We start from the raw sequence: 15,870 nt of genomic DNA on the forward strand, positions 1-15,870 counted from the left end.
TTCTTTTTTCCACATATTTTGTAATTTTAGTTAATCAATTATTGATTGGCTGGTTAGCCCCCTAATAAACCACAATAAGAGATAACAAATAAAAAATAGATTTTTTCTTAAATTTACCCCGGTTGTTAATGACTATGACTCTCTTGCCTCCTGCTTCCCAGAGGAAGGTCAGGGAATCCCCTGCTTTTCCCACACCTTCTATTCAGGTTACCCAGTTAATTAATCGTTTTCAACCCTCCCAAGAAACAGTAGTGCTTTTTTTAGCCGTATTAATTGGTGGTAGTACGGGTATGGGTATAGTTACCTTTCACTATTTAATCCAGCTAATTAACAATTTCATGCTGGAAAATTTCATGGGACAGATTGGAGGCTGGGGTGCTTGGACTTTAGCCGCTGTCCCTACTCTAGGTGGCATCATTGTTGGTCTGATGCGTTGGCGCACTCAGGATTTTGGACCGGGACTCTCATCTCTAATCGCTGTTTCCCAAGGAAAAGAAGCCAAAAAACCACTACGACCAGTGACAAAAATGATCGCTGCGGCTGTTTCTCTCGGTAGTGGTGCGTCCTTAGGTCCGGAAGGTCCAAGTGTAGAAATTGGTACGAATTTCGGGGTTTTATTATCTGATATATTACAAGTCTCTCAGGAACGCCAGCGGTTACTTTTGGGGGCTGGGGCGGCCGCCGGTTTAGCTGCTGGTTTTAATGCCCCCATTGCGGGAGTATTTTTTGCCTTGGAAGTAGTCATGGGAACTACATATTTTGCCACGTCGGCTGTAAGTGTGGTCTTACTGTCCGCCGTGGTAGCCGCTTTAATTGGTCAAATTGGCTTAGGTTCACAACCAGCTTTTGCTTTACCTGCTTATCAAGTTCGGAGTTATTTAGAATTACCGCTTTATCTGGGTTTGGGTTTGGGTGCGAGTTTAATTTCTCTCGCTTATACTAAATCAATTCGTTTAGCTAAAGCCGGCTTTGCTGGTAATTTACCAGGGTTAAAGTTATTAGGGAAAATTCCTCAGTCAATTCAGCCTATCATTGGTGGTGTAATTATTGGTGCAGTAGGTTGGCGCTACCCGCAAATTTTGGGTATTGGCTATGGAACTGTACAAGCAATGCTACAGGACGAGGATTTTTCCCTCAAGCTATTACTAATATTACTAGCATTAAAACTCCTGATGACGGCAGTAAGTTCCGGTAGTGGTTTTGTGGGTGGACTATTTGCACCAGCTATGTTTTTAGGTGCGTCCTTTGGGTCTGCTTATGCTAAATTCCTGGTTTTGATAGTACCAGAACTTGGGAAATATATGGCTGCTCCTCCAGCTTATGCCATGGTGGGTATGGCGGCGGTTTTAGCAGGTAGCGTCAGAGCGCCATTAACATCAATTATCATGTTATTTGAATTAACCCGCGATTACCGCATTGTACTACCTTTGATGGCGGCTGTGGGTCTAAGTGTTTGGTTGGTAGAAGCAATTAAACCAACAATAGATGCCAATTCTAATCTGCAACAGATTGGTTTACCAGAGTTGAAAGATGAAAAGGTGGAAATGTGGCAGCAAATGTTAGTCGCTGATGCTATGCACACTCGTCCCCAAAAACTATCAGCCACTCTAGGGTTCATAGAGGCGGCGGTGGCAATGACCCAAGAACGTACACGCAGTGCTTTAATAATTGATGATGGAGGGAGATTGGTGGGAATTCTTTCCCTGGAAGATATTAAGCGAACCCTTTCTCTATGGCAAAATATCCCCAATTCGTCCCCGGAAATTCACGGAACTTTATCTACCCAAAAACTGATAGATATTTGTACTACTGATATTCTTTATGCTTGGGTTGATGAACCTTTATCTGAAGCTTTGGACCGCATGGCATTACGTGGTTTACATCAGTTACCCGTCGTAGCTAGAGAAAATCCTGATTTTGTCCTGGGTTTACTAGAATTTAGGGAACTGGAATTGACTTGTAATATAACGGCAATTACTAAAGCACTCAATAGCTATTTACTGGTTCTACCTGTTACCGATATAGAGGCATAAAGGGGTAGGCGCAAAGCGGGAAAGGCGCAAAGAAAGAAGGTAGTCAAAGTGTTGTTTAAATCGCCTAAGACTGCTGTAACTTAGAAAAAGAAGTGGTCAGGCTGACCGTGGTAGAGACGTTCCATGGAACGTCTCTACATAGTTCCGACACTTTCTCAGAGGTTGCAGGAAGAAAAAGCTGGCTCTTATTATGTTAGCATTAGTTAGCTTTTTTGGATCGGCTTCTACTATTTAAGCTAAACTGTAGCTTCTACTTCGCTATCTTCTAGAGATTCTGAATCTACTTGATCTACTTGCCGAAGTCGAATGTGTTTTTTGCCTAAGGTGATAATAAACTCATCTCCGGGTTTAAGATTCATCTGTTTTGTGTAGGCTGAACCGATGAGCAGGTTGCCATTTGATTGCACACTAATTCTATAGCTGGCGCTGCGACCACCACGCCCATTAACACCAGGGGAACTATCTAACTGAATACCCTCTGCATCAATTAGGGCATTCAAGAATTTCATCATATTGACACGCTCTACACCATTTTTGGTAACAGTATAGTAGCCGCACTCTTTAGCTTTTTCGTCTTTGCTGAGGGTTTCTAGCTCTCTGACTTTTGTGATCAGTTCTTCGCCAACTAGGGGTTCAATTTTTTTCTGTTTAGGCATTAACTTAGGTCGAAAACGAATTTTTGAAGTTGTTAAGTGAATTTTATTTTAGCTGACATTGAACTAATAGGAAAGGATTCCTTTAATTTTTCCATCAGTCTAGCCAAGTATATTACACTCATGGACAAAATTGTTGTACTATCATCAATATTTTCTAGAAATTCTATAAGAAAGATCAAGACCTACACACAGGTCAATGAATAATGAACCACGAAGGAGCGAAGAACACGAATAAAAGAGGCTTTGAGAGATATTTTGGCTCAGTCCTAAAAATATATTGTTAACTGGATGGTTGTTTTACGGGATTTTCCTTTCCCCTTTTCTGCTTTTTCATCAATCATTTTCAAAATTAAATGGGAATACTTAGGAATACTATAGATGAAACTAACGACTAGAGGACACTACAGTGTGAAGGCTCTGCTAGATTTGAGTTTACAGCCAAAATATGGTCCTGAATCAGTTAAAGCGATCGCTAAACGTCAAGATATTCCCGCTCCCTATCTGGAAAAGCTACTCATAGAAATGCGTCGCGCTGGTTTAGTAACATCAATTCGTGGTAGCGTTGGTGGGTACAAGTTGGCCAGAAAACCTGCACAAATATCTATTGGACAAATCTTGGAGGCTGTTGGTGAAAATATCACTAATTTACCTCTCAATCATCCTACACCTGCTCAAACAGCCGATTGGGTAACATCCGCTCTCTGGAACAGGCTCAACCAAAAGCTCAAAGAAGCTTTGTACAATATTACCCTGGCTGACCTTTACTATGATGCTCGCAGTTGGCAAGCTTCTCTTGGTGAAGAAGCCAATTTTGTGGTTTAGTCAGAGCAAGGAAAGAGGGAAGAATAAATGATATCTGCTTTCGTTTTGATTTTGGCTGCATTGTTAGATTACTTAATAGGTGATCCTTGGGGTTGGCCGCATCCAGTCCGGGTCATGGGCTGGGTAATTTCCCGTTTGAGTAATCTCTCCCTCCAATATTGTCAAAATCCTTTTTCTCAGCGTCTCGCGGGCATTATATTGGGGATTAGTGTCATTATTGGCAGTGGGTTGCTAGGGTGGATAATAGTCAAAATCGCCCGGGGGGTACATCCATTTTTAGGAATTACTGTGGAAGGCATTCTTATAGCTAGTTGTTTCGCTCTCAAAAGTTTACAAAATGCAGCTATGGAAGTTCTACAACCTTTAAGCAATGGAGAATTAGCTCAAGCACGACAAATTCTTAGCAATTATGTGGGGAGAGATACAGCTAATCTTTCCCCAGCGGAAATTCTCCGAGCAGTTTTGGAAACCGTTACAGAAAATGCTACTGATGGGGTAATGGCTCCTCTTTTTTATACTATTATTGGTACATTTATCCCTGTTCTCGGTCCTGTTCCTTTGGCTTTAGCATATAAGGCGAGTAGCACTTTAGATTCAATGATCGGTTACAAGGAAGCACCTTATACTTACATTGGTTGGTTTAGTGCGCGGTGGGAAGATGGTTTTACTTGGTTGCCCTGTCGCCTAACAGTGATAACTTTATCATTATTATCCGCCAAACCTGTAAATGTTTGGCGAATTTGCCGCAGGGACGCAATTAAAGACCCTAGTCCTAATTCTGGTTGGAGTGAATGCGCTTATGCTGCGGTTTTGGGTGTACAAATGGGAGGTCTAAATTGGTATGGTGGGGTGGCTAAACATAAACCACTTTTAGGAGATCCTATTTATCCCATTACACCAGATTCTATTGATCAAGCTTTAAAATTAACCCGATATGCGTTTTTATTGTGGTTAGGACTAGCAATATTTTTAATACCTTAGTTATCTCGTTCCCAGTCTCCGACTGGGAACGAGAAATACAGAGTATGGGAACGAGATAATGAAAAATTACCAATTACCAATCACCAATTACCAATCTCATGTCTACTAAAATAGTTGAAATCCTTTCATCAGAGGAACTGCGTCGGACATTAACTCGTATGGCTTCTCAGATTGTCGAAAGAACGCGAGATTTATCTCAGTTGTTACTTCTGGGTATTCGCACTAGAGGAGTTCCTTTAGCTTATTCATTAGCACGACAAATAGAAATTCTGGAAAATATTACTGTTGCTGTAGGTGCTTTGGATATTACATTTTATCGTGATGATCTTGATAAAATTGGCTTGAGAACTCCAGAGAAAACGGATATTCCTTTTGATTTGACTGGTAAAACTGTGGTACTTGTAGATGATGTCATTTTTAAAGGGAGAACCATTCGTGCTGCTTTAAATGCAGTCAACGAATATGGTAGACCAGAAGTGATTCGTTTAGCAGTATTAGTAGATAGAGGTCATCGAGAGTTACCAATTAATCCAGATTTTATCGGAAAAAAATTACCGACAGCAAAAGAAGAAATTGTTAAAGTTTATTTACAAGATATTGATGGACGAGATGCTGTAGAGTTAATTAGTAATTAGGACTTGCTGATAGCTTACGTGGTGGAGTGGCCATAATAAAAGTTTTTACGTATTATTTGATTCATCGCTCTAATTTGCTTTGTCACTTTAATTCATTAATCTAACTAATGATTTCAGTCTTGAATATCTCCTTTTCTTTGTCTGAAGAGATTCTTTATAGGGTTTTTTATATCCAGCTTGTCCATATCCACCACTAGATACGCCTTTTAAAGCATTTATTATTTGAGAAACAAATAATTAAGGATTCTTTTTAAGGTGTTTTTTAATACTTTCAAAATCTATGAATTCATCAACTACATCAATGAGGTAGTCGCTAGTCATTGTTTGCAACCCGATTACTTCTACTCTAGCTCCCATGCTGCTCACTGCATTGACAGCATAAGATAGATCCCCATCTCCACTAACCAAGATAGCCGTATCATAATAGGGTGCTAAAGTAATCATATCAACGGCAATTTCCACATTCAGATTTGGTTTTTTGTAATTATCTACAACTACACTCATATCTTTAGTAACTACACGATAGCCATTGCGACGCATCCATAACAGAAATCCCTGTTGTCTTTCGTTGCCAGTATCTATTGACGTATAAAAAAATGCACGCAATAGCCGAGATGTTTTAGTTAAACTACAAAGCAATTTTATATAATCAATTTCAATTCCGAATTGCAATGCGGTCTGAAATAGACTTAAACCATCAATGAAAATTGCCACCCGGCCACGACCATCATCATTAAATGTACTATTATTGAGCGAATTTGGTTCTTGCGGCTTAATACTCTCTTGAGTAGCAGGTCCGTGCCAATAGGGTTTTTCCTTAAGTTCTTTATACTCGTTTGTTTTTTTGCTAAGACGATCAAAGTGCATTAGTACCTCTAAATATTATAATAGTAATGTTGTCGGTAAATCTACAATATTTTAATTATTGCTAATTTATTGACACTGACCTAGTTACATTAACAGTTATCAGGTAAATTTTAGCCAATTTTTCCCAGGTTAAGATGACATTTGACATTTTGTGGTTTACCTGCACATATTTTACACAAAATGTACACCTTTGGTCAAAATTTAGTATTTATTAAATATTCTATATTCTATATACGGCAGAGAAGCAAATCAGGTTGTAACAGTTAGGGTGCAGAAACTGAGTTTTAGATTTCTTCCACAAGTCCTACTCATTATCCTTCCAGTTGCCCAGATTCCAGAAATTCCGTCATCAAATCACACAACTTGTAAAACCACCAACGTCATATCATCAGTATTTTGCCTGTCAGCGCCGATAAATTGCTGAACCTGATCAAATAAATATTCAACAATTTCTTGAGGACTATTACAATACTTACAAGCAGTTCTGAAAGATGTAACAAAATTATCTTCATCAAAGCGATCGCCCCCAGCCGCCGCCGCATCAGTCAATCCGTCGGTATAATAAATTACTGTATCTCCAACTTCTAACTGGGCTTCAGCATCTTCATATTCACTATTAGCATCTAACCCAATTAACATCCCCAATGTGTCTAAACGAGTAACAGTTTTTGTCGCAGCGTGCCACCACAAAGGCGGATTGTGGGCTGCATTGCTATAATATAAAATTCGTGTTTGCGGGTCATATTCTGAATAAAACATAGTTACAAAGCGGTGAGAATTTTCTAAATCCGCATACATAACGCGATTCAAATTTTGCAAAATTCCGGCTGGAGTGTTACCATGTAATACTTCCCCCCGTAACATTCCCCGCAACATGGTCATAATTAAACCTGCGGGAACACCCTTACCCATAACGTCCCCAATTACTAAACCCCAACTAGCATTTTCTGATACCATCTGTGGGTTAGCCCTAGGTTGTTGTGGGTTGGGTTTAGTAGGAATAAAATCATAATAATCACCACCGACGCGATTAGCTGGTTTACAACGTGCTGCTATAGATAAGCCGGGAATATTTGGACATTGACGGGGTAAAAGTCGGCGTTGAATTTCCGCACCAATTTCTAATTCCTGATCTAAACGTTCTTTTTTTCTTAATTCTACAGCTAGTTCATCATTTTCAATCGCAACTGCTGTTTGATCTGCTACTAATCGCACTAATTTTTGTCTAGTTTCGGTCCAAGCATATTCTGGATCACGGGTCAAAACATAAAGCCAGCCCCTTTCCGTATGCTTAACTAAAATAGCTGTACCAAATACTTGTACATCTGCACCTAAATAATGATGCATTTGCTCATCTAAAATACCCGTGGATATATTGGGTATGGAATTAGGTAAAAGGGTAATTTGACTACTGACATTTTCTAGAGCTTTTCTAATATTTTTTCTTTGTTGGCTATCTTGCCAATGTAATTGTTCTAATCTAATTTGTCCATTGGGTTTATAAAGAAAAAGTGCGCTACCTTCAGCATCAGTCACCCTTGTGGACATAAGAGGAATCAATTCCAAAAACTGATTTAAATTAGTGAAGCTTCTGAGAGCAAATCCTAAAGAACTCAACAAATCTTGAATTTTATTTTGTTCCCGATGCAGCCTGGCCACAAGTTCCTTAAGGGCTACCACAGGAGTGACATCTGTTGTGGCGCTGTTATTACTATCAGTAGGATGAGAGGGAAATTGTGACACAGGTTAATATTGCAGTTAAGAATAGCAAATTTGTGGTTTTTTATAAAGACTATTTCTTGAGCAATTGTGAAATGCTGTTCAAGGGCATTCGTTATTTTAGCAAGAGCAGAAAAACCGTAGACCGGAATTTTCTGTGGTTGATCATGAATTTCCCAATTTGTCAAAAATAAGTCTTTAGCTATCAGTGATTTTTATGATTGATCAGAAAATTTGAATTTTTTCATAGCTGTATTAGTCATTCATATATCTTGAGAAATATAAAGTTTCTCATTAAAAAAATTACCTCTATTTCTTACGGGTTGGATATTAGTAGTTATCAAACAAAAAACTACATACAGGAATCATAAATGATATTTGAAAAATTTTCAGTAGTTTAGGGTGATAAATTTCCAGGATAGGAGGATGTTTTCAGGCACAGACTTACCTAAGTATTTTTCAAAAATCAAATATTACAAATAGATTTCCTGTGAGTTAGTTGATTATTTATTTTTGGGTGCTTGGATTTTTCCAAAAACAGAGTTGTATCTATTTTGGTCTATAAACATTTAACCTATATACCACAAATTCCTTAAATGTTTCCCTAGATAGATTTCTTTTATGGAAAAATTCTTTTTTTCCTAGAAATACAGAACTGTTGGGTAACATAGGTCAAAACTATATACGCAATTTACAGCAAATTGCCAATCAAGTAGGTATAAAATCTAATTTTAAAGCCAACTCTCAAGGCAGTTTTACTCCTGACTCCTGTAAGTATGATAATAGGATTTGTTGCCGGGGTGAATTTTCCGTTTGCGTCACATCTCACTTAAAAGCGACATCAACCACTTAATAAAGCTTCTACAAATTCATAACTAGAAAATGGACGTAGATCTTCAATTCCTTCCCCAGCACCAATAAAACGAATGGGTAAACCCAACTGCTGAACAACAGCCAGGGCGACACCTCCTCTAGCTGTTCCGTCTAATTTGGTTAAAACAACGCCGCTGAGTTGGGCTGCTTGGGAAAATACTTCCGCTTGTCGCAGTCCATTTTGTCCTAGAGTAGCATCAAGAACTAAAAGAGATTCAACATGGGTATTAGGAGCTTTCTTGGTGATAATTCTGCGAATTTTTCCCAGTTCGTCCATCAGATTTTTCTTATTTTGCAGTCTCCCAGCGGTATCTATTAATAATAACTCGGTTTCTCTGGACTGAGCAGCAGCGATCGCATCAAATACCACGGCGGCCGGATCAGTGTTTTTACCTTGATTGGCGATAACTTCTACACCGCTTCTATTCCCCCACACTTTAACCTGTTCCACCGCCGCCGCCCGGAATGTATCAGCCGCACCAATTAAGCATTTATAACCCGATTTTTGTGCTAGGTGAGAAATTTTACCGATGGTTGTAGTTTTCCCTGCCCCATTAACTCCAGTAATTAACCAAATGGTGAGAGTCTCTTTTTCCGGCGCAAACCCAGATTTTACTTGATTTTGCAAGGGTGCATCTAGCATATCCCTAAGAATTTCTTTAAGATAGGCTATTGCTTGGTCTGGTGGAGTTACTTCTGCGAGTAATTTTTTTTGCAGCGCGGTAATAATATAGTCCGTTGCTTCTACACCTACATCAGCTTGTAAAAGTAATGATTCAATTTCATTTACAGCATCTTGATTGAGCGGACCTTGACCAACAATTGATTTTAGGCGATTAAGAATATTTCGTCGGGTTTTATCTAAACCTTGACGCAGTTTTTTCAACCAAGTAATCTCTTCTAGGGAAATATCTTCTGCTTTTCTCCCTTGGGCTGCTAAAACCTCTGCTGACCATCTAAAACCATCATCAAATACTAATTCGGGAATTGTTACTTCTGTTTCTGTGGTTATTGTCAGTATTTCTGGAATTTCGGTTTCTATGGAACTAGCAATCAATTTCTCTTGTTTAGCTTGTCTTTCTGCCGCAGCCCGTTCTAAAAAAGATAAATTAGCTGCTTCTGCTTGTAATTCGTTAACAATATCTTCGGTAGTTTCTACTGCATTTTCAGTTAGTGTAATTACTTCCTCTGTGGCTACTATTTTTTCAGGAATAGTATCTTCTGCAATAGTTACAGGTGCTACTGCTTCTATTTGTTGTTTTTCTTGAATATTTTTATACGCAGCTTTAGCAAAAGCTAACAAATCCTCTGTATCTGGTACTGTTGTTTCTGGTTGAGTTGCTGCTACTGCGGGTGTTTCTGTTTGGGTTTGGGGAGTATCAGCGGATTGATTATTGGGACGATTAAACCAATTAAAAGCCATTGTAGTTGATTTAGATAAGAATTTAATTAGGAAGGATTGAAGGAGTCAGGAGTCAAGGAAGAAGAAAAAAGTCTTACCAATGACCAATGACCAAGGACTAATTTAAGCAGTTTGTTTCTGTTCACTGACTCGACGGAGAACACCATTAATAAAACGGTGACCATCTTCTCCACTATAACGTTTAGCTAATTCTACAGCTTCGTTAATGGCAATACCGTGGGGAACTTTCATAAATTTTATTTCTGCGGTAGCTATTTGTAGAATATCTCTGTCAATTTGGGCTAAACGCGTCACTTGCCAATCTACTAAAGCATTAGAAATAAGTTCCTCGATAGTCTGACGATTTTCATTGACGGTAATAATAATTGCTTTGGCGTAATTACGAACTTCTTTATCTTGATTAGCTAATTGAATTAATTCAGGAAAATCAACGGACGTACCTAATTGATTAATAGCGGTTTGGGTATAGGAAATTGCCTCCTTCAGCATGGTTCTAGCTGTATTCAAGTCAGCGGCTCTAGTTTCACTGGTCAATAGACGCTCATTACTCCGTTGCAGTTCTCCTGCGGCATTATTCAATGTATCCTGTACCTCTAATGTAAGAGTACGTACTGCCCCTAAAACTAGCTTAGAGACTAATTGTTCGTCTGATAGGGTTTCCAGTTTTTTGGGGTTTATTGGTAACTGACTGAGACTTAGCAGCGCCAATTCGCGGGCTATTTGTTGGGGTTTACGACGTTGCATACAGTTGGGATGATAAAAAATATGTGAGTTTATGTGAATTTTGGCACAGATGAACAATTAGCTTATCTATTTTTTGATCAATTGGCTAGGTTGCTGTCAAATTTATTCTGTTGCTGAAATCCCCTGCTGTTTGATTTCTACAGGTAATAATGTTGTTAGTGTTTCCAGGTGAGATGGTTGGTTAGCAGATACTATACCACCGGAGACAACTATTTTAAAAGCATCTTCAACAGATATAGAAAGATTAATTACCTCTTCTTCTGGAACTATTGCATACCAGCCTGTTGTTGGATTGGGGGTGGTGGGAACAAATATACTAATTACGGGACGAGAGATGTGATTTTGGATTTCGTTGCTAATTACTCCTGTCACAAAACCAATGGACCAAATTCCCTGACGAGGGTATTCTACTAGTACTACACGGCGAAATTTACCATTAGAATCTTTTAGCAGTGTTTCTAAAAGTTGTTTGAGTGTTTTATATACCTGACCGGCTAAAGGAATCGCGTGTAATAACCGTTCACCTACATCTAATAACCAACGTCCAGCAATGTTTCTAGCCATTAAGCCAATGACAAGAATACTTAATAGTGGTACGGCTAATCCGACTAGTAAATTAAGTATATTTACTAGAATTGGGTTTAAACCATCAAAAGGATTAAGTTGTTTGGGAATTTGGGTAAGAAAGTTAATCACCCAGGTAGCTATGGTAATTGTTAACCAGATGGTAGTTGCTAGGGGAATTAACACCAGCAAACCAGCAATTAGGTCATTTTTCAGGTCTTGTTTCAAACGTTCCATTACCAAACCTTGGTTCTCCTTGTTTGGTTTTGTCAAACTGTTGTGATTATTTTCCATATCAGCTTAGTCACATTGGGAATATAAGAACCTGATTACAGCAGATCTCAGTATCTTGCAACAGGTTATTTTTCATTTCTAGAAAACACTTTTTGTACCCGTCTCTAATGGTAGAAAGTCACACTATCGCTACAAAAGTCAGCCAGTTTCCTGCTTCGACATAAATATAGGTGCCATTCCACCATTATGGCGGATTGTTAATTTCTCAGAGTGTTACTTATCTTTGCAATTATTGTAAATGATTGTTGCAAGTCTGAGAGATATTATAACAGGGGACAGGGAACAGGGAACAGGGAACAGGGAACAGGGAACAGGGAACAGGGAACAGGGAACAGGGAAGAGTCAAGAGTCAAGAGTCAAGAGTCAAGAGTCAAGAGTGAGAAGATTTTAAATCTCAAACTTTGCGTCTTAGTGCGAAACATAATTAATCTTTCATTTCCAAAATACCAACTAAAATACGACCGATTTCTTCAATATCATCAGAGATTCTCAAAAGAGTCATATCTTGGGTAATTTGTTGTTGTTGACGATCTAATTTACCAAAGCACCAAATTTCCCCAGTGGTAACAGCGCCATAAAACACAGATTTATTTTCTTCAATTTCCGATAAAGCAATTACAGCAAATTGTTATCAAACCCGGAACAAGAACCCCAACCCCACCCCCAACCCCCTCCAATATCAAAAGTTTATCCTTTTCTTCCCCCCGCAGCGGGGGGATTGAGGGGGGTGCGAGGAGGGGGCTAAGATGTACCTTATATGATTGGAAATCACTGTAACTCTACTGCGAGTTGAGTAAATTCTCTAGTTAAATCATCATTTTTGGCTTCAATAACTAACAAGCTTTGCTGAGAACGCAACAAATAATCTAGATTTCCTTTTAACCAATTATTCACATTAACTGTATACTCAATTTTTAGCTGACATTGACAACAAGTGATAACCCCCGATAAAAGGGGTGAAACTAGAGTTTCTCGTCTAGCAGTTTCATTATTCAAACTAACTAATGGTAAGAAAGAGGTGATTTTATCTTTGAGTTCTGCAATATTCTTTAAATGATTGGAGGTTTTAGGTAGAGTAATGGCTTTTTTAATAAATGAGTAGCCTAACTCAGTGAGAATTTCCTCTATATCGTAAGGTAATTCAAAATAAGAGTCAAAGGTGTAAGATTGTCCTTCTTGAAGGATTTTTTGTTTAGTCATATAGCAGAGAATTTAATTTCTCAACCTCTTATTCTTTGTGCTTTTGTGTAACTTACATAAGTCCTGTTTCCATTACTTTTCGTACCAAAGTTGCCAATTTATCCGCACTATCAGGAACAGAAATTGCTTTGGCATTTTCCCCCATTTTCGCCAATTTTTCTGGATATTGCAACAAATTTAAAACCTGAGTTGTGAATATTTCTTGTGTCAAATTTGACTGCTTAAAGGACAACGCAGCGCCAGCTTTAGTAAACACTTCTGCATTATAAGATTGATGATCTTCCGCTGCAAAGGGATAGGGAATTAATATTGCTGGCGTACCACAAACTGCCAATTCTGTCAAGCTACCCGCACCAGAACGACTAATAGCTAAATTAGCCCTTCGCAACAAAGCCGCCATATTGTCATAAAAAGGCAAAGCGATATATTGAGGATGTTGTAGACTGTTAATATCAGGATCATTATCACCTGTTAAATGGACTATATAAGCACCAGCTTGAAACCAAGCCTCAGCAGACTGACGTACCAATTTATTTACAGCTACAGCCCCCTGACTACCACCAAATACTACAATTAAGGGAACACCATCAGGAACAGATAAGTCGAAGCTATTATTGCCTTTCTCATGTAAAAATTGAGAACGAACCGGAGTACCCACAGAAAAAGTTTTAGTTCGAGGTAAGTATTGAGCAGTAACATCGAAACCTATGGCTACTGCATTACACCAAGGACCAAAGAATCGGGTAACTTTTCCCGGTAAAGCGTTAGACTCATGAAAAACCACCGGTAAACCCAGAGAACGGGCTGCAATTACCGCAGGACCTGCAATATAACCACCTGTAGTGAAAACTCCCTGGAATTTTTCCTGTTTAAGAATGCGTCTGACCTTCAAAATTGCACCAATGAGTTTAACAAAAGTGCGGAGAGAACGAAGACTCAAACCCTGCTGAAAACCCTCAACAGCAATGGTATTTAAAGGATAGGTCTCTGGAACTAACTGAGTTTCTAGGCGGTTAGGTACACCTAACCATTCAATATTGTATTCTGGCAGTTTTTCTGCCAATGCGATCGCTGGGAACAAGTGTCCACCTGTCCCACTAGCTGCTATAAGTAATTTAATTGGTGCATTTACCATTCCCGACTATACCATTTATCGCCCAGCTTCATTAAGATAAAACAAATTCCTTATCTTTGATCATCAAATCAGTAAGATCTTACTTATGACTAAAATTATCCCCTTATTAATGAAACGTAACAAAACATTACCCTTAGGGTTTGGTCTCCTTTCCAGTTTACTAGCAATGGGTTTATCTAGTCATGGGCAATTGGCGCAAGCCAGAGAACCGGAAAATGCACCTTCTACACTCACTAAGCTCTTAACACAGATTGATACTGCTGCTAATCAAGGTAATGTTAAAGCTGTGATGCAATTTTACAGCCCCAAATTTACTCATGGTGACGGTTTAAACCACAAAGGAATGGAACAGGCCTTAACAGGACTGTGGAAGCAATATCCCAAATTGCATTATACTACACAGCTAGAATCTTGGAAATCTGAAGGTAATACTATCATTGTGGAAACTACTACTAGTATTAGCAGTTTACCTGCATCTAGTAACAATAATTTAACTCTCCAGTCTACAATTAAATCACGTCAAAAAATTACAGGTTCAAAAATTGTTCATCAAGATATTTTGTCAGAAAGGACTCAACTGACATCTGGGAATAAACCACCCCAAGTAGTAATTAAATTACCACAACAGGTAAAAATTGGTGAAAAATATAGTTTTGATGCCATTGTTCAAGAACCATTAGGTGAGGACTTTCTACTGGGAACAGCTATAGAAGAACCTATTCAAGCCAATAAATTTCTCAAACCCACAATTGCAAATTTAGAATTTCTCAATGCTGGAGGACTTTTCAAAATCGGACGCGCACCCTCTACTCCCGGTTTCCAGTGGATTTCCGCAGTTATTCGCAGGGGTGAAAATATGACTATTATTACTCAACGGTTACAAGTAGTTAAAAAGTAGAGAATGGGTAATGTAAGATTTAGGTTTTCTATTAAGGTATGGGTTTCGGGCATTTTAACGTGATTTTTTGATGCTTTTTGAGCGATTGACGTAAGCGATCGCATTCCTGTAACTTAGTGAGACAACGGTTTTATCCTGTTTATCCTGAAACGACGGATATTCTCAACTTTTAATTAATAGCCATTCACGGACAGAAAGTGCTAAGATTGAAGTTTCAGTATCGGAAATTGTGAACGTGGGTGTCATAACCCAGTCACTTCCTCATCAATCAGTTGCAAACTCACTAACTAGGAACAGGAGAAACAGTTCTCAAAATGATCAAATTGCGTTTAAAAAGATTTGGGAAAAAGCGGGAAGCAAGTTACCGAATTGTTGCTATTAACGATCTTGCCCGTCGTGACGGTCGCCCCCTGGAAGAATTAGGATTCTATAATCCTAGAACAGATGAAGTCAAATTAGACATTCCTGGTATCGTTAAGCGACTACAACAAGGCGCTCAACCTACCGATACAGTTCGTCGTATCCTCGTAAAAGCTAACGTTTTTGAACAGGTCAGTGCAACAGCCGCATCATAGTTTCGAGATTAAATCCCTAGCAACCAGTCCCAATTATGTTGGGCTGGTGAAGTTTCTTGTCCAGCCGTTTTTAGAATCTCCAGAATCTTTAAGGGTTGATTGTGAAATATCTAAAACCCTGAAGCGGGTTTGGGTACGCATTGCTTTTGATACTACAGATAAAGGAAAAGTGTTTGGTAGAGGGGGACGCAATATCCAGGCAATTCGGACTGTAATTGCTGCCGCAGCAGAACTAGCCGGTCAATCAGTATACCTGGATATCTACGGCGGCGCTTCCCCAGGTCGGGAAAGTATGTCTTTTGATGAAGAACAGGAAGAGCGGATACTACCACCCAAGTCGAAAGAAAGAGAGAACAATATTCCCAAACCTGTTGTTAAACCACGTTTGCGGTAATATCAGCTGCATTAAAATTAAATATTAAAAATTAAAAAAAGCGGATTAAATAGGCTT

General features: G+C 38.9%; 16 protein-coding genes. 7 read left to right on the forward strand and 9 right to left on the reverse strand.

The annotated features are described in order from the left end of the window. The first annotated feature begins 134 nt into the window (after nt 1-134). Nucleotides 135-2,033, forward strand: a complete 1,899-nt coding sequence (locus tag H6G25_RS08370; RefSeq protein ID WP_190392141.1) for a chloride channel protein — start codon at nt 135-137, stop codon at nt 2,031-2,033. Nucleotides 2,034-2,269: 236 nt separating this feature from the next. Here H6G25_RS08370 and H6G25_RS08375 read toward each other — a convergent pair whose 3' ends face one another. After that, nucleotides 2,270-2,689 carry an AbrB family transcriptional regulator gene (locus tag H6G25_RS08375; RefSeq protein ID WP_190392088.1) on the reverse strand — a complete coding sequence of 140 codons (420 nt, stop codon included), beginning with the start codon at nt 2,687-2,689 and terminating at the stop codon, nt 2,270-2,272. A 378-nt stretch (nt 2,690-3,067) separates the two neighbouring features. Here H6G25_RS08375 and H6G25_RS08380 point away from each other — a divergent pair, with 378 nt between their 5' ends. The 3 genes from H6G25_RS08380 (at nt 3,068) to pyrR (ending at nt 5,127) form a co-directional block, all read left to right on the forward strand. Beyond that, on the forward strand, nt 3,068-3,511 hold the full coding sequence (locus tag H6G25_RS08380; protein ID WP_190392089.1) for an RrF2 family transcriptional regulator: 444 nt from the start codon (nt 3,068-3,070) through the stop codon (nt 3,509-3,511). Nucleotides 3,512-3,538: 27 nt separating this feature from the next. After that, the gene (gene cbiB, locus H6G25_RS08385) at nt 3,539-4,492 is read left to right on the forward strand and encodes an adenosylcobinamide-phosphate synthase CbiB (protein WP_190392090.1); all 954 of its coding nucleotides are present in this window, start codon (nt 3,539-3,541) and stop codon (nt 4,490-4,492) included. A gap of 98 nt (nt 4,493-4,590) precedes the next feature. Further along, the gene (gene pyrR, locus H6G25_RS08390; RefSeq protein ID WP_190392091.1) at nt 4,591-5,127 is read left to right on the forward strand and encodes a bifunctional pyr operon transcriptional regulator/uracil phosphoribosyltransferase PyrR; all 537 of its coding nucleotides are present in this window, start codon (nt 4,591-4,593) and stop codon (nt 5,125-5,127) included. 237 nt (nt 5,128-5,364) lie between these two features. Here pyrR and H6G25_RS08395 read toward each other — a convergent pair whose 3' ends face one another. From H6G25_RS08395 to murG, 8 genes are all read right to left on the reverse strand, one after another. Next, entirely contained in the window at nt 5,365-5,994 is a 630-nt protein-coding gene (locus tag H6G25_RS08395) for an NYN domain-containing protein (RefSeq protein WP_190392092.1), read from the reverse strand. 354 nt (nt 5,995-6,348) lie between these two features. Continuing rightward, a complete protein-coding gene (locus tag H6G25_RS08400; RefSeq protein ID WP_190392093.1) occupies nt 6,349-7,737 on the reverse strand; it encodes a SpoIIE family protein phosphatase in 1,389 nt (462 codons plus the stop codon). An 817-nt stretch (nt 7,738-8,554) separates the two neighbouring features. Next, complete coding sequence (gene ftsY / locus H6G25_RS08405) at nt 8,555-10,009, reverse strand: signal recognition particle-docking protein FtsY (RefSeq protein ID WP_190392094.1); 1,455 nt, start codon at nt 10,007-10,009, stop codon at nt 8,555-8,557. A gap of 102 nt (nt 10,010-10,111) precedes the next feature. Further along, nucleotides 10,112-10,753, reverse strand: coding sequence for a transcription antitermination factor NusB (nusB, locus tag H6G25_RS08410; RefSeq protein WP_190392095.1), 642 nt, complete (start codon nt 10,751-10,753; stop codon nt 10,112-10,114). 102 nt (nt 10,754-10,855) lie between these two features. Then, a complete protein-coding gene (locus H6G25_RS08415) occupies nt 10,856-11,611 on the reverse strand; it encodes a DUF502 domain-containing protein (RefSeq protein ID WP_190392096.1) in 756 nt (251 codons plus the stop codon). A 424-nt stretch (nt 11,612-12,035) separates the two neighbouring features. Next, on the reverse strand, nt 12,036-12,194 hold the full coding sequence (locus H6G25_RS08420; RefSeq protein ID WP_190392097.1) for a hypothetical protein: 159 nt from the start codon (nt 12,192-12,194) through the stop codon (nt 12,036-12,038). A 185-nt stretch (nt 12,195-12,379) separates the two neighbouring features. Beyond that, nucleotides 12,380-12,811 carry a hypothetical protein gene (locus H6G25_RS08425; protein ID WP_190392098.1) on the reverse strand — a complete coding sequence of 144 codons (432 nt, stop codon included), beginning with the start codon at nt 12,809-12,811 and terminating at the stop codon, nt 12,380-12,382. Nucleotides 12,812-12,863: 52 nt separating this feature from the next. Beyond that, nucleotides 12,864-13,946 (reverse strand): undecaprenyldiphospho-muramoylpentapeptide beta-N-acetylglucosaminyltransferase, encoded by a 1,083-nt coding sequence (gene murG / locus H6G25_RS08430; RefSeq protein WP_190392099.1) that lies wholly within the window; start codon nt 13,944-13,946, stop codon nt 12,864-12,866. 85 nt (nt 13,947-14,031) lie between these two features. Between murG and H6G25_RS08435 the strand changes: the two genes are divergently transcribed. From H6G25_RS08435 to H6G25_RS08445, 3 genes are all read left to right on the forward strand, one after another. Continuing rightward, on the forward strand, nt 14,032-14,844 hold the full coding sequence (locus H6G25_RS08435) for a nuclear transport factor 2 family protein (protein WP_190392100.1): 813 nt from the start codon (nt 14,032-14,034) through the stop codon (nt 14,842-14,844). A 314-nt stretch (nt 14,845-15,158) separates the two neighbouring features. Continuing rightward, the gene (gene rpsP, locus H6G25_RS08440; RefSeq protein ID WP_190392101.1) at nt 15,159-15,419 is read left to right on the forward strand and encodes a 30S ribosomal protein S16; all 261 of its coding nucleotides are present in this window, start codon (nt 15,159-15,161) and stop codon (nt 15,417-15,419) included. Nucleotides 15,420-15,426: 7 nt separating this feature from the next. Continuing rightward, a complete protein-coding gene (locus H6G25_RS08445) occupies nt 15,427-15,813 on the forward strand; it encodes a KH domain-containing protein (protein WP_190392142.1) in 387 nt (128 codons plus the stop codon). Nucleotides 15,814-15,870: the final 57 nt, after the last annotated feature.

Origin of the sequence: Dolichospermum sp. FACHB-1091, assembly GCF_014697585.1 — a bacterium.
Classification (GTDB): Bacteria; Cyanobacteriota; Cyanobacteriia; order Cyanobacteriales; family Nostocaceae; genus Dolichospermum.

What these genes read in the sequence shown, in the direction of transcription:
- rpsP (WP_190392101.1), top strand. Translation starts at nt 15,159, where the DNA reads ATGATCAAATTGCGTTTAAAAAGATTTGGGAAAAAGCGGGAAGCAAGT.
- H6G25_RS08370 (WP_190392141.1), top strand. Translation starts at nt 135, where the DNA reads ATGACTCTCTTGCCTCCTGCTTCCCAGAGGAAGGTCAGGGAATCCCCT.
- H6G25_RS08380 (WP_190392089.1), top strand. Translation starts at nt 3,068, where the DNA reads ATGAAACTAACGACTAGAGGACACTACAGTGTGAAGGCTCTGCTAGAT.
- murG (WP_190392099.1), bottom strand. Translation starts at nt 13,946, where the DNA reads ATGGTAAATGCACCAATTAAATTACTTATAGCAGCTAGTGGGACAGGT.
- H6G25_RS08395 (WP_190392092.1), bottom strand. Translation starts at nt 5,994, where the DNA reads ATGCACTTTGATCGTCTTAGCAAAAAAACAAACGAGTATAAAGAACTT.
- H6G25_RS08415 (WP_190392096.1), bottom strand. Translation starts at nt 11,611, where the DNA reads ATGGAAAATAATCACAACAGTTTGACAAAACCAAACAAGGAGAACCAA.
- cbiB (WP_190392090.1), top strand. Translation starts at nt 3,539, where the DNA reads ATGATATCTGCTTTCGTTTTGATTTTGGCTGCATTGTTAGATTACTTA.
- nusB (WP_190392095.1), bottom strand. Translation starts at nt 10,753, where the DNA reads ATGCAACGTCGTAAACCCCAACAAATAGCCCGCGAATTGGCGCTGCTA.
- H6G25_RS08375 (WP_190392088.1), bottom strand. Translation starts at nt 2,689, where the DNA reads ATGCCTAAACAGAAAAAAATTGAACCCCTAGTTGGCGAAGAACTGATC.
- H6G25_RS08435 (WP_190392100.1), top strand. Translation starts at nt 14,032, where the DNA reads ATGACTAAAATTATCCCCTTATTAATGAAACGTAACAAAACATTACCC.
- pyrR (WP_190392091.1), top strand. Translation starts at nt 4,591, where the DNA reads ATGTCTACTAAAATAGTTGAAATCCTTTCATCAGAGGAACTGCGTCGG.
- H6G25_RS08425 (WP_190392098.1), bottom strand. Translation starts at nt 12,811, where the DNA reads ATGACTAAACAAAAAATCCTTCAAGAAGGACAATCTTACACCTTTGAC.
- ftsY (WP_190392094.1), bottom strand. Translation starts at nt 10,009, where the DNA reads ATGGCTTTTAATTGGTTTAATCGTCCCAATAATCAATCCGCTGATACT.